Genomic DNA, 12895 nt, shown 5'->3' with positions numbered 1-12895 from the left:
CCCGTTCGAGGTGATCGACCAGCCGTCCCGGGATCTGCACCGGGTGCTGCCCAAGGTCGCCGCCGACTATGACCTGACCGTCATCGACTCGCCGCCCATCGAGGACCACCAGGGCATCGCCGTGTCGGCACTGCGGTGCGCCGACCTGGCGGTGATCCCGGTCGCCCCGACCACCGCCGAAATCGACCGGATGGCCCCGGTCGGGGCGGTCCTGGCAGAGATCGAGCCGCTGCGCGCCACGCCGCTGGTCTCCTGCGTCCTGCTGAACCGGTGCGTGGCCAACGCCACCGCGACCGGGGAGGCCGCCGAAGCGCTGACCGACCAGGGATACCGCGTGCTGTCCACCCGCATCCCGCGCCTGGAGCTGTTCGCCCAATCCCACGGCGCGCCGGTGGTCGCCGCCGGCACCGCCTACGCCGCGGCGTTCGAGGAGATCACCACCCTGGCCGGGAGCGCCCGGTGACCCGCCGCCGCAGGGGCAGCATGGCCGCCGCAGCCTCCCGCGCCATCCCCCGCCCCGCCCCCACGCCGCCCGCGCCAACGCCTCAGGAGGCCCCGGCCGCCGACACCCGCCGCCAGGAGCAGCCGGTGCAGGCCCCACCGCCCCCGGCCCGGACGATGCGGCGTTCCGCGCCGCGCATCACACCGGTCAAGGCGACGTTCGACCTGGACCCGGCCGACCTGCGCCAAGTCAAGGCCTGGGCCGGACGGCGACTGCTGCGGGTCGCCCCCGTGGTGCGAGCACTGCTGATCGAGCTGACCACCGACCCGGCCACCGGCCGCCGCGTCGCCGACCTGCTGCCCGACGCGCCCCGGCCGGCCAACCCGGTCAAGACCACATTCGACCTGGACCCGCCGCTGTACGGGGACCTGCGCGCCTGGGCAGCCGAACACGACACCACCAACGCCGCCCCCGTCCGGCTGCTGCTGACGCTGCTGCTCCAAGACCCCGACCTCGCCGCCCGCATCGAGGCCCGCGCCCACGACCTGTGACCATCACAGGACTACAGGACTACAGGACTACAGGGTTACGGGGATACGGGACCACAGGACGGGGAGCGACTCGCGCGGGAACACCGGAGTCCCCCTAGGGGGACTCCGGTGGACTGACCTGCGCCGATTCGCTCATGATCACCGGATGACGACACCCAGCTTTACGGCGTAAGGGAAGCGAGTGGCCACCCACGGCCACCCGGCCGAACTTCCGGCGCAGCCAGGTGGCAGCCGTCAGGGTGGGCCCATGGAGACTGTGACCGTGACGTTGGTGGGCGGCCCACCCGACTGGGCGGGCAAGACCCTCACCTACCCGGCCGGCACCGACCTGGAGGTCGGGGCGGCGGTGATCAGCGCCTACCCGCCGCCGCGGCGGCCGTGGGAGGACCCCGCCCCGCGGGCCATCTACGACCCGGACCCGGACGGGCCGGTGACCACGTGGTACTTCCGCGGCTGGTTCCCCGCCGGAGTGGACGACGAGCCCTCTGCGGAGGGCTGAGAGCCCACAGAAGCCCCCAAGAGGCGTCCCCGGACAGGAGAGGGGGGCCGGGGACGCCCCGACCGCTGTGAGGGCCGCTCAGGCGCGCCTGAGCGCCGATCTGCGGCGCCGGAACTCCTCCAGCCCGGAGACCACGTTGTCGAGCGCGGCCCCCGCCTCGGATTCGGCGTCCTGGCGCCCCTTCGGGCGAGACTGATCCGCATACGGGTGGCAGTCAGGGCAGCGACGGACTCGCCCATCGTCGTCCTGGATCCACCGGTAGTCAGGGGAGTCGCACCTGCCGCACCACGGCGGCATCGGTGCGGCCGGGGCCTGGACGACCTCGGGTGCCGGGTCGGCCCAGCCGTCCATTGCCGTGCGAGCCATCACCACGGCCACCGCAGACCGCACCTGCCCAGGCTCCAGATCGTGCGTGAGGGCGTAGTGGATCGCCTCTGGAGCTGCCCCCTGCCGCAGGGCCTCAGCGGCCCTCTGCGCCAGCCTCAGCCGCTCAGCCGGGGTGGGCGGCCGGTGCCCCCGCCACTCGGCAACGGCAGCATCCACCAGCTCCAGAGCCTCGCCGGAGGGACCCTCGCTCTTCTCGTCTCGGAATCCCTCCTCCTCCTCCGGCTCTCCGGCTTCCGCGCTCGTGTGGCTGGAGGGGCTAGGGGAGGAGGAGAGATTGGTGTTCTTTCTCTTGTTCTTCTTAGGGGTCGGATTCACCGGCGACGGTGCCACCGTCGTCGGTATTTCAGCCGACGGTGCTGACCTGCGGAAACTCTCGTCCTCAGCGGTGTTTTCGCAGGTCAGCACCGTCGGCGGGTTTTCAGCCAACGGTGCTGACCTGGGCAAACACGTGGTTGGGGCTGGGGCGGGGAGTGAGATGTCCAGCCCATCCGGCATGTCGGTGATGTAGTAGACGGCAGGCCCCATCCGGCCCGTCTTGGGGTCGCGGGTCTGGACTCGCATGAGGTAGCCGTACTTCTCCAGCTCCCTCAGGGCCTTCCTGATGGCGTCCCGCCCTTCGCGCATGTGTCGGGCGATGGTCTCCACTGAGACCCCATAGCCGTCTCGGTGCGTGGAGATCAGCCCGAACACCGCCTTGGCCAGGCCGCTGATCCGGGGGTCGCGGAACAGGGAGTTGCTGATCTGGGTGAAGTACCGGCCGACTGCGTCGGCGGCCATCGGGCCGCGCTCGATCCTGGAGTAGCTCACCGGCCACCCCCCGTCGGGCGGGAGTCCAGCCTTGACCTTGGGTTGGACGGGGCCGGGTATGCGTGGTCTACCCGGATGGGTACCCTCAAAGCGCACTCCTCTCAGTGCTGCAGGGCGTGCTCCTGCCTGGGACCGCGCCTCTCTGAGCACCAGAGGAGGGCGACCCCTGAATTGAGCAACAGGGACTTCTTCGAGGGCCGGGAGGTGGGTCTCCCGGCCCTCACCATGTCTTGGGACCTTACGGTGACGTGGCCTAGCTGTGGCTAGACCTGACCGAGGTCGTAACCCACGGTCCAAGGGCGGCCGGGGCCGATCACGTCTACGCCGTACTCCAGCGGCACGCCGTCCTCGTCCGCCAGCCGCGCCTCGACCACCAGCACGGCCGCGGGCGTATCGAGACCGAGGTCCGCTGCCTCCTCCTCGGTGGCCAGCCGCGCCATCGCCGTGTCGGTCCCCGGCGCCGGGTGTCGACCGGTCGCAGCAGAGATTGCGCCGATGGTGCCGCCCTCGATCCGCTCGGTGCGCAGCAGCGCCGGCACGGCCTTGGCCAGGTCACCAGGGAGCCACGACGTAGACAGCGCCGCCACCCCGCCGTCGTCGATGAACTGCCGGCGGCGGCGGATGACGGGGCTGCCGGCCTCGACACGCAGCGCGGCAGCCACATTCTCGGGCGCGGGGACCAGGTCAGCCGAGAGGATCTCGGACCGCTCACCAGGCTTTGTGGCCCTGCCAGTGGTCAACATGCGGCGGAACCGCATGCCGCCGGACTGCACACGTGCACCCGGCACCTGATCCGCCACCACCGTGCCCACCCGCGGCACGGCCCTGATGATCCCCTCAGCACGGAGGCCTGCCAGAGCCTTGTCCACCGTCGCTCGGCTGACGCCGTAGTCCTCCGCGAGCCGACGGGCGCTGGGCAATACGTCTCCGGGTCGGAGCTGGCCGGAGTGGATCTGCTCCCGGATATCCGTGCTGATCTGCACGTATGGGGGTGGAGTCCTCTGAATTTTCGCCACTGCTCCCCTCCTTTCAATCGCTTAGCCGTCTAGATCGTACCGGCAACCTATTGACACGACATGTTGGCCTAGGCCAGCATCGGGTGGCAGAACGAGGGCGGCCCCCGGTGGTGACGCACCGGAGGCCGCGGGTTGGACCACCTGCGTTGAAAGGAGTTGGTCCGTGTCCATCATCCCTCTGGAGTCCCGGTCGGCCACGTCGCCGCCGGACGTGAGCGCCCTGGTGTGGGCGCTGAGGCGGGTGCCGCTGGAGTGGTGGGCGCCGATCCTGCCCGGGGAGGACCTGGAGCAGGCCCGCGCCCGCCGCGCGGCCGTCGCCGACATCTTCGACGACCTGCTGGATGAGGTCGCTGTTGAGCTGGCTGGCCAGCCCACCGACCGCGTGGGGGTGGCGTGGTGATGGCCGGGCGTAAGAAGGCCGCCGATGTGGTGGCTGAGGTGCAGCGCCGTACGGAGCAGGCGGCGGCGTTGGAGCAGATCTCCGGCCAGGAGCGGCTGGATGATCCGTGGCGGAATCCGGCGACGCGGGGTCTGGCGGATGAGCTGCGGGATGAGCAGCAGCGGCAGGCGTTGCGTGCGGAGCACTCCCGGGTGCAGCGGCGGCTGCGGGTGGCTGATGCCCGGGCCGCTGAGGCGGAGCGGGCGCTGGAGGCGTTGGCGCTGGCGCGGCAGGCTGCCAGTCCGGCCCGCAGCGTGCTGGCGCTGCACACCACCAAGCGGACCTACCTGCGGTTGGCGCTGGGGGCGTCGGTGGTGCTGGCGGCCGGGAGCGCGATGGGCGTGGAGGCCACGGCGTCGGCGATCGGGGCTCCGGGCGGGACCGGTTACATCGCTGAGGTCGGGTTGACCGGGCTGGCCACGGCCGCCATCACCTACCGGGCGCACCTGGCTGAGCACGGCGGTGTGGTCGAGCGGGGCAGCTGGCAGTCGCGGGTGCTGTGGGCGCTGATGGTCGTGCCGCTGCTGGTCAGCGTGGGCTGCAACCTCGGCACGCTCAACGTCGTCGGGGCGCTGTGCTCCATCGGGTCGGCGGCGTTCGCGCTGCTGTCGTGCGTGATCGCCGACCGCAGCGCGGCGGCGATGCAGGCCCGCGCCGCTGAGGTCACCGCGACGGACGAGCACGAGCTGCGGGCCGTGGCGATGGGCGAGGACCTGTTCACCATCCCCGCCTCCCCCGTGCGGGAGGAGCGCGACGACGACGGCGGCCAGGAGGCCGACCAGGAGGTCGAGCAGGAGACCGGTGGCGAGGGGGAGCCGCCGGCCGCGGTGGATCCGGTGGCGGTGGAGGCCGACCGCGGCGCGGCCGCGCTGGAGGCGTGGCTGGCCGATCAGGACGGCGGCCCGGACGGTGGGGTGGCCGCGGTGGCGCCGCCGGACGGGCGCGGCCCGCAGGGGGCTGAGCGTGCCGAGGGGGCCGATGAGGGGTCGATGCGCCCCTCGATGCGCACCCCGGGGCGCATCGAGGGTGACCAGGCCGATCGTCCGGATCCCGCGGGGGGTGCGGATCGTGTGCTGCCCGCGGTGCAGGCGCGGCGGGCGCTGGGTGCCAGCACCCGGCAGCGCATCGCGCTGTACCTGGAGGAGCACCCGGGCGCCAGCGTCCCGGAGGTGGCGCAGGCGCTGGGGCTGAGCAAGGACACCGTCAAGCGGCACCGTCGGGCTCTGCGGGCCCTCCGGCAGGAGGGGGGTGCGCAGTGACCGCCGTGCGGCACCGTCCGAAGATCACCCGCCGCGTGGAGGACGGCGAGAAGGTCTACCGGTTCACCTGCGCCTGCGGCCTGGAGGGGGTTGAGCGGGCGTCCCGGAAGATGGCCGCCGCCGACCAGGCCGACCACCTGGCGTCCTTGCCGAAGATCCCCGCTGACCAGCAGTGCCGTGACCCGCAGCGGCACCGCACCCGCTGGTGGGAGCGGTGCCCGGTCTGCGCCGACCAGCTGCCGCTGCCCCTGGAGGGCCTGGAGGGGGTGTGCTGCGGTGACCGCTGCCGTGCCTGAGCAGGAGCGGGAGCACTCCCCCGGGGGAGTCCCCCAACCCCCCGCTGACCAGGCCGAACAGGCTCCGGTGGTCGAGGTGGCGCATCGGCAGGAGCCGGAGGAGGAGCGGCGGCCGGAGGGGGTGCCGGCCGGGCAGTTGGCGGTCGGTGGTCTATCGGCGGTCGCGTTGGCGGTCACCGGGGTGTGGGCGCTGGTGGGGGTGCCGGGTCTGCTGGTAGCCGGTGGGCTGGCGGCTGGTGCGGGGGCGCTGTATGTGCGGCGTCGCCTGGGCCTGGGTGGCCGCCGCCGGCGGCGGGAGCAGACGGTGACCCGCACCGTGACGGCGGGACGCACCGGTGGCCGCTCCGGTGGGCTCGGTGGCCTGCTGGGCGGCAAGACCGGCCGTGGCCGGTCCGGTGGCGCCGGTGGGGCCGGTAAGGCCGCCGGTGGCCGGTTGGGCGGCCCGGCGGGGCGGTCGGCGTCCCGCATGCCCGGTCTGGGTGGCCGGGCCGCCGGGCGCGTCGGCGCCGCCAGGACCGGTGCTGTCGGCAAGAGCGGCGGCCGGAGCGGTGGGGCCGTCGGCCGGGTCGGGGCGGCTCGGGGCGGTGCTGGTCGGGGCTGGTTCGGTGGCCTCGGCAGGCTCAAGTCCAAGGGCGCCCCGGCCGCCGGCGGGAAGAGCACCGGCGGCCAGGCCGGGAAGGCCGGTGGGTCGAAGAGCGGTGGATCGTCCGGCGGGCAGGCGGGCGGCGGTGCTGTGCGGCGTGGTCCGGTGGGCCGTGCCGCACAGGCGGCCCGCAAGGCCGCCGGCTGGGTGAACGCCGCCACGGGTGGTCGTGCCGGGCGGGCGGTCCGGGCCGCGGTGCGCACTCTCCGCACCGTGGGCGGGCAGGCCGGTCCGGCGGTCCGCAAGGCCGCCGCGTGGGTGGACGCCAAGAGCGGCGGCCGTGCCGGGCGGGTGGTGGCCGCCTGGCGCACCCGCAAGTCTTCCCCGTCGGCGTCCCGGTCGCGGTGGGCGGTGCGCGGCACCGTGGCCGGGGTGGTGTGCGGGGTGGCGATGGGCCTGCCGGTGTGGCTGCTGGCGGTCGGGGCGGCCGCCTGCGGCGGGGCCGCCTGGTGGCTGCGGCGGCGCTCGCGCCGGGCCTCCCGGGCCTCTTCGGCCTCCCAGACGGGCCAGACGGGTCAGGCGGCCCGGTCGGGCCGGTCCGCTGCCCCCTCTGCCCCCTCTGTCTCGTCTGCTGTGGCCGCGCTGCCGGGCGGCGCCGGTCAGGCTCCCAAGCCCGGCCCGGCCGGTCAGCCCGCTTCCGGTCAGGTGCCCGCTTCGGTGGTGCGGCTGCCGGGCGGCGCCGGTCGGGCCGGGCGGGGTGCTGCGGCCGGAGCGGCGGGTGCGGCCGGTCGGCGCGGCCCGTACCGGGTCGGGGGTCGGCGGGCGCTTCCCGCCGGAAGTCCACGAGTGAACAGGAGGAACAGGATGACGCAGATCCAGGGCGGATTCCCGCTGGCGACCATCGCCGCTGAGCTCAACGCCGCGGCCGCGGCCTATGAGCCGCCGGACATGTGGACGGTCAGCACCGATCTGAAGCAGCTGCCGGATGTGTTCGCCAACGTCGCGCTGGCGCTGCGCACCTACACCCAGCGGTTGGAGGGGCAGTACCCGATCGACCAGGCGGTGGTGCAGGAGATCGGGCAGCTGTACACCGGGTTGGCCCAGCTGGCCCAGGCCGCTCAGGGGGTGGAGCCGCTGTTCCGGCAGGTGCACGAGGCCGACCTGCGGCGGGGGGAGACCCCGCGGATCAGCGAGGAGAAGTGGGACGTCAGCGGGGTCTGACGGTCTGTCCGGTCGCATCCGCTCCCTCTGGGGCGGGTGCGGCCCCCAGATCGCCAGAACCGACAGATCGCTGGAACTGAGCAGGTAGGGGGCCGGATCGTGGCCAGGGCAGATAAGAAGACCAAGACGGCCAAGGGTGTGGATTGGTCGCTGGCGCCGCGGGGCGTGGTCAGCGCCACCGTGCAGGGCGCCGCCGGTCTGGCGGCCGTGGCCGGGGTCGGGGAGATGGCCCAGGTGAGCCCGCTGTGGGGGGCGGCCGGTGCGGTCGTGGGCGCGTTGGGGCAGGTGGTGACCACCGCTCAGGCCCAGCCGGGGCCGGGCGCGCTGCTGTACCGGCTGGGCTGCTGGACGGCTGCGGGCGGCTGGTTGACGTGGGCGTTGAGCGATGCCGGGACGGTGTGGAGCACCTCGGGGCTGGCGTCGCTGGCGGTTGGGGCGCTGGCCGCCGGCACGCTGGCGCCGCTGGGGCGGATCGATGCGCCGCCCCAGGATGAGCCGGGGACGGCGGTGGTGCTGCGCGGCGGCGGCAAGATCGGCCTGGAGTGGGAGCGGCGGTTCCGGCGGGTCTGCCGGGTGGCGGTGACCGTCACCGACGTGCGGCCGTGGGACAACGGCGCCGGCTACGACGTGCACGGCCAGCTCCCGCCCGGCCCGGCCACCCGCCGCCAGATCGCCGCTGCCTGCGAGGCGCTGGCGACCGATGCCCGGCTGCCCGAAGGCTGCGGGTGCGAGGTCAAGCCGGGCGGCAACCGCGGCGAGTTCGTGCTGTCGGTGGCCACGATCAACCGGCTGGGGGAGGCCGTGCTGCCCCACCCCGGCGACTGCTCGCCCCGCTCGATCCTGCAGCCGGTGGCGATCGGGGAGTACCGCGACTCTGCGGTGGCGGAAGTGGAGCTGCGGGAGGAGGCGGTGTTCATCACCGGCCGCCGCGGCGGCGGCAAGACCAACCAGCTGGATGTGTTCACCTACGGCATCGTCCGCTGCACCGACGCCGTGGTCTGGCACATCGACCTCAACGGCGGCGGGATGAGCCAGCCGTGGCTGCACCCGTGGCTGGAGGGCGAGACCTCCCGGCCCGCCATCGACTGGGCGGCCTCCACCCCGGAGGAGGCGTTGCTGATGGTGACGGTGGCGCTGGCCATCGCCAAGGACCGCAAGCGGTCCTACCGAGCCCTGAAGGCCCAGGCCAACAGCAAGCTGCTGCCGGTCTCCGACCGCCTGCCGGAGATCGTCATCATGGTCGACGAGGGCGCCGAAGCGCTCTCCCCCACCACCCGCGACCCCATCACCCGGCAGATCCGCGACGGGCTGATGGAGCTGCAGCGCATCGGCCGCAACGAGGCGGTCAACGTCATCATCAGCTCGCTGCGGCCCACCCAGGACATGGTCGCCCCGGCCATCCTCAAGCAGTCCGGCATCAAGATCGCCCTGTTCGGGCTGGATGAGCCGGACCTGGGCCACCTGTACAACTGGCAGCAGGGCATCTCCATGGCCGACCTGCCCACCAAGGGCTGCGCCTTCCTGCAAACCCCCGAGACCACCCTGCCGCGGCCGATGAAGGCCTGGCTGCTGCTGCCCGAGGACATCCGCGCCGCGGCCGTGACCGTGGCCGACCACCGCCCCGAACTGGACCCCGCCAGCGCACAGATCGCCGACGCCGAACACCAGATCGACCTGGGCACCGGCCGCCCCACCCCGATGAGCGACATCTACACCGGCCGCTATGAGCGCATGCGCGCCGCGTTCACCGGCCAGGACCTGCCCGCCATCCCCGACCCCGCCCCGGCCCCCGACACCACCGCTCCGGCCGCGCTGCGGGTCGTCGGCGCCGCACCCGCCGTGCCGGCCAAGCCGCAGGCCACCCCGGCCCGGGGCGAGGTGCCCGAGCTGCTGCGCCGTGCCCTGGAGGCGTTCGACGCCGCCGCCGACACCCGCATGCACTCCGAAACCCTCGCCGACGCCCTCGGCATGCCGGACGTGTGGGCGCTGGCCGACGCCCTGGGCCAGTACGGGGTGAAGCCCCGCAAGGAGAAGTTCGTCCGCGGCGGCAAGAACCGCCGCGGCTACGAACGCGCCGACATCGAACAGGCCGCCGCCCGCCACACCACCACCGCGGCGGCCGCCGGATGACTCCCCCGGGGGAGAGGGTCGGGGGACTCCCCCACCCCCACACCCTCCCCCAGGGGTCCCCCAACCAGTCCCCCAACCCCCGATGACCTGGGCAGACACCCCACCTCGGGGGGGTTGGGGGACCCCACCCCCACCCCCCTCCCCGCACCGGAAAACCCCGTCAGACCCGGGGGGNGGGGGGGGGGGGGGGGGGGGGGGGGACTCCCCCACCCGACCGACGAAAGGAGACCCAACACCCGCAGACACAAAGCGGCCCCGGCCGTGCGCCAACACCCCGGGGCCCTGGATCCCCCAACCAAGAAAGGAAGATCCGTGACCATCATCCCCGAAGACCCGACCCAGATCGACTGGCCTGCCCGGCAGGCCGCCGCCGCCATCCCCTTCCAGGTGATCGGCGGCCGGCCGGTCAACCCGTGCGAGCGCACCGGCCGTACGGGGCAGGGCGGCCTGCGGCACTGGGGCGAGGCTCAGGCCGCCGACGCCCTGGTGATGGCCACCGACCGCGCCGGGCGGCGGTGGATCGTCATGGTCGAGCGGGCCGACGGGCACGGCTGGGCGCTGCCCGGCGGTCACGTCGACCCCGGCGAGACCGCCCTGGCCGCCGCCATCCGCGAACTGGCCGAAGAGACCGGCCTGACGCTGGACGACGCCGCCTGGACGACCACCCCGCCCCGGTACGTGCCCGACCCCAGGGCCACCGACGAGGCCTGGATGGTCACCACGCTCTGCACGACCCACCTGGGCACGGTGGAACAGCTCCCCCCGGTCGCCGGTCGCGACGACGCCAAGCGCGCCGCCTGGATCCAGGCCGACGACTACACCACCCTGACCGGCCACCTCGCCACCACCTACCGCGGCCGGGTGTTCGCCGCCCACCTCGACATGCTGCGGGAGGCCCTGCGATGAGCAGCGGTACCACCGTCGCGCCCGAGACCCTCCACGACCTGGAGATGCGCGCCAGGAGGGTGCACCCCGACGAGCCAGCGGCCTGCGCCCGTGAGGTCCTGACCCTCGTCCGGCAGGTGCGTCAGCTCGACGCCCAGGCGGCGACCCAGGAGGCGGCCCTCGAGCGGGTGCGCGCACTGGCCCTCGACTGGACCGCCAGCCCCGACATCATGCAGGCCGCCGCCGGTCGGCTGGTGCTGGCCGCCCTGGCCGGCCGCGCCAGCGGCCGCGGCCTCATCTAGCAACCCCCACCCGCTGACCCTCGCCATCGGGCCCCGGGAGCCCGGCCCCGGGGCCCCTCCCCCCCTGAAGGAGAGGCATGATCCCTGCCCTGACCATCCGGCAGCCGTGGGCGTGGCCGGCGGGGAGCCAGGCGGCGGCGGTGGCGCCGCAGCGGCGCTGCTCGAAGCACTCGGTGGCGCCGCTGCCGGGGGCTCCTCCTCGGAGACCACGACCACCGCGATGACGATCACGATGAGCAGGACCACCGCGCCGACCACGCCCGCGAGCTGCACATAGGTCGTCGTCAGACCCTCCTCATCCTCATCTGACGCCACGGCCTCTCCTCCCTGTGATCCACCGCAACGGAACCGTACGGGCGCGCCTGCTGTCACCCCTATGTCTGACCGCGGCTGGCCAACTTGCGTAACCGGCCAGGAGGCCTGGTCGTGGTGCGTCAGGCTGGGCGCATGGCTGACGAGACGGTAGACGTGCGCCTGGTCGGCGGCCCACCCGACTGGGCGGGCAAGACCCTGACCTATCCGCGGTCAGTGGTCTATGACCGCCCTATCGAGGAGGCGGGCGCGTACCTGATCAGCGCCCATCCCCCTGAACGAGGCCCGGACGAGGATCCGGCGCCACGGGCGGTATACGCCCCAAACAATGACCGCACGACCTGGCACTTCTGGGGCTGGTTCCCGGCCTCACCAAGCGACCCACCACCAGAGGCCTACACCACCCCACAAGAGACATGACCGGCGGAACACGTTCGAGCCGCGCCCCCTCGAGGGGGCGCGGCTCGAACTCGACCACGTAGAGAAAGTTCTCATCCGGTGCTCTGGTGGCGCTTGGACTGGTGCAGCGCCACCTGGATGAGGGCGTCGCGGCGGGTCTTGTAGGTGCCGGTGTAGGGGATCTTGTGCCCTTCGGGGGTGCGGGCCTCCCACATGCTGGTGAGCCCTCGCTTGGCGGCGTAGCCGATCCGCTCGCCTCGGTAGACCAGGTAGTGGTGGCCGGTGCCGGGCCAGGTGGCCACCTGGTAGCCGTCGCCGAACTCAGGAAGCGGCTTGAGCCGCCGCTCGAACTCGGCAAGCTCGACCCGGCGCCGTTCCTCCCACTCGGTTTCCGTCACGCTCTCCTCGTCACGGGTCGGATCGGTGTCGGCGGAAGGCGTGGCGGCCGGTGCCGTGACGGGCCGCGGGGTCTCATCACGGGTCGGGCCGGTCAGGTGGGTGTGCACGGCCCACAGGGCGCGGGCCAGGTCGGCGGCTTGGGCGGCGGTGAGCCGCCGCGGGATGCGCTCGAGCACCACGTGCCCGTCGGGGGCGGCCAGCACCGCGCTGGCGCCGGTCAGCAGGATGCCGGGCATGCCCTCGACATCCTCCAGCGTCGGGATGGGCGCCGGGATGTCCGTCACGGTCGCCAGACTTTCGTCACGGGCGGGCTGCTGTCCTCTCCGGCCGGCCGCGTCCAGAGGGCGTCCGGCTTTGCGAGCCCGGTAGGCGCGGGCCCGGCACGCCTGGGAGCAGTACACCGCCGGGCGCCCTCGGTCTCGGGCCGGCACCGGCCCGCCGCATGCCCTGCACGCCATCGCGCACCCCTTTTTCGTCACGCTCACCGTCACGAAAAGGGTAGCCCACGAGCGTCACGAAAACCAGCGATGTCGTCACGAAAATCGGACTGACTCCCGGGAAGGCGCATTCCCGCCATTTAGAAATGTCCGTTTTGCCCCGTTGCGGGCATCGCACTCCTCGCACGAGTGCGAGAGGTGCGACAGCGCGGCCCGGACGCCGCCATCGCCACGGGCACACGGGCATACAGGGTCACGGGATTACGGGGATACGGGACCACGCAAAGGCGGGGTTACGGGGACACGGGACGGCGTGCCGCGTATCGTCCCTGGTCATGATCTGGACGTTGACCAACTTGAAGCCGGGCACCGCCAAGACCACGAGCGCGGTGTGGCTGGCGCACGCCGCGCACGAGGCCGGCCAACGCGTGCTCCTGGTGGACGCCGATCCCGGCGGCGCCCGTTCGTCCCTGGCCCCGGCCGCGTTCGACGGGCTAGGTTCGGCGGGCCGCTGGCACCAGCGGGCGCCGT

Annotated in this window: 15 protein-coding genes; 12 read left to right on the top strand and 3 right to left on the bottom strand. The window is 73.3% G+C overall.

What is annotated here, in order from left to right:
• From EIO00_RS24350 to EIO00_RS23235, 3 genes are all read left to right on the top strand, one after another.
• A partial coding sequence (locus tag EIO00_RS24350) for a P-loop NTPase family protein (RefSeq protein WP_161602788.1) occupies positions 1–463 on the top strand: 463 nt, incomplete at its 5' end.
• 20 nt (positions 464–483) lie between these two features.
• Positions 484–993, top strand: coding sequence for a hypothetical protein (locus tag EIO00_RS23240; RefSeq protein ID WP_140182449.1), 510 nt, complete (start codon positions 484–486; stop codon positions 991–993).
• A gap of 247 nt (positions 994–1240) precedes the next feature.
• Complete coding sequence (locus EIO00_RS23235) at positions 1241–1492, top strand: hypothetical protein (RefSeq protein WP_140182447.1); 252 nt, start codon at positions 1241–1243, stop codon at positions 1490–1492.
• A 78-nt stretch (positions 1493–1570) separates the two neighbouring features.
• On the opposite strand, the gene EIO00_RS23230 is transcribed toward EIO00_RS23235, so the two are convergent.
• Both EIO00_RS23230 and EIO00_RS23225 read right to left on the bottom strand, forming a co-directional pair.
• Complete coding sequence (locus EIO00_RS23230; protein ID WP_140182445.1) at positions 1571–2686, bottom strand: helix-turn-helix domain-containing protein; 1116 nt, start codon at positions 2684–2686, stop codon at positions 1571–1573.
• 263 nt (positions 2687–2949) lie between these two features.
• A complete protein-coding gene (locus EIO00_RS23225) occupies positions 2950–3669 on the bottom strand; it encodes a GntR family transcriptional regulator (protein ID WP_140182443.1) in 720 nt (239 codons plus the stop codon).
• A gap of 196 nt (positions 3670–3865) precedes the next feature.
• On the opposite strand from EIO00_RS23225, the gene EIO00_RS23220 reads away from it, so the two are divergent.
• From EIO00_RS23220 to EIO00_RS23185, 8 genes are all read left to right on the top strand, one after another.
• The gene (locus EIO00_RS23220; RefSeq protein WP_140182441.1) at positions 3866–4102 is read left to right on the top strand and encodes a hypothetical protein; all 237 of its coding nucleotides are present in this window, start codon (positions 3866–3868) and stop codon (positions 4100–4102) included.
• Positions 4102–5400, top strand: a complete 1299-nt coding sequence (locus EIO00_RS23215) for a helix-turn-helix domain-containing protein (RefSeq protein ID WP_140182439.1) — start codon at positions 4102–4104, stop codon at positions 5398–5400. The genes EIO00_RS23220 and EIO00_RS23215 overlap by 1 nt, the downstream gene beginning before the upstream one ends.
• Positions 5401–5405: 5 nt before the next feature.
• Positions 5406–5696, top strand: a complete 291-nt coding sequence (locus EIO00_RS23210) for a hypothetical protein (protein WP_140182437.1) — start codon at positions 5406–5408, stop codon at positions 5694–5696.
• Positions 5677–7500, top strand: a complete 1824-nt coding sequence (locus EIO00_RS23205) for a hypothetical protein (RefSeq protein WP_140182435.1) — start codon at positions 5677–5679, stop codon at positions 7498–7500. The genes EIO00_RS23210 and EIO00_RS23205 overlap by 20 nt, the downstream gene beginning before the upstream one ends.
• Before the next feature lie 99 nt (positions 7501–7599).
• Positions 7600–9630 carry a hypothetical protein gene (locus EIO00_RS23200; RefSeq protein WP_140182433.1) on the top strand — a complete coding sequence of 677 codons (2031 nt, stop codon included), beginning with the start codon at positions 7600–7602 and terminating at the stop codon, positions 9628–9630.
• Between the two features lie 312 nt (positions 9631–9942).
• Complete coding sequence (locus EIO00_RS25735; protein ID WP_277752902.1) at positions 9943–10536, top strand: NUDIX domain-containing protein; 594 nt, start codon at positions 9943–9945, stop codon at positions 10534–10536.
• Positions 10533–10817 carry a hypothetical protein gene (locus tag EIO00_RS23190; protein ID WP_140182429.1) on the top strand — a complete coding sequence of 95 codons (285 nt, stop codon included), beginning with the start codon at positions 10533–10535 and terminating at the stop codon, positions 10815–10817. Before EIO00_RS25735 ends, EIO00_RS23190 begins: the two co-directional genes overlap by 4 nt.
• 447 nt (positions 10818–11264) lie before the next feature.
• Positions 11265–11549 (top strand): hypothetical protein, encoded by a 285-nt coding sequence (locus tag EIO00_RS23185; protein ID WP_140182428.1) that lies wholly within the window; start codon positions 11265–11267, stop codon positions 11547–11549.
• Positions 11550–11620: 71 nt separating this feature from the next.
• Here the strand turns inward: EIO00_RS23185 and EIO00_RS23180 are convergent, their stop codons facing one another.
• The gene (locus EIO00_RS23180) at positions 11621–12211 is read right to left on the bottom strand and encodes a hypothetical protein (protein WP_140182425.1); all 591 of its coding nucleotides are present in this window, start codon (positions 12209–12211) and stop codon (positions 11621–11623) included.
• A 488-nt stretch (positions 12212–12699) separates the two neighbouring features.
• Here EIO00_RS23180 and EIO00_RS24905 point away from each other — a divergent pair.
• A partial coding sequence (locus EIO00_RS24905; RefSeq protein ID WP_206664246.1) for a ParA family protein occupies positions 12700–12895 on the top strand: 196 nt, incomplete at its 3' end.

Origin of the sequence: Thermomonospora catenispora (assembly GCF_006363815.1) — a bacterium.
In the GTDB taxonomy this organism is placed as follows: Bacteria; Actinomycetota; Actinomycetes; order Streptosporangiales; family Streptosporangiaceae; genus Thermomonospora; species Thermomonospora catenispora.
The sequence above is the reverse complement of the archived record's forward strand: the minus strand, read 5'-3'. Positions and strand labels throughout refer to the sequence as shown.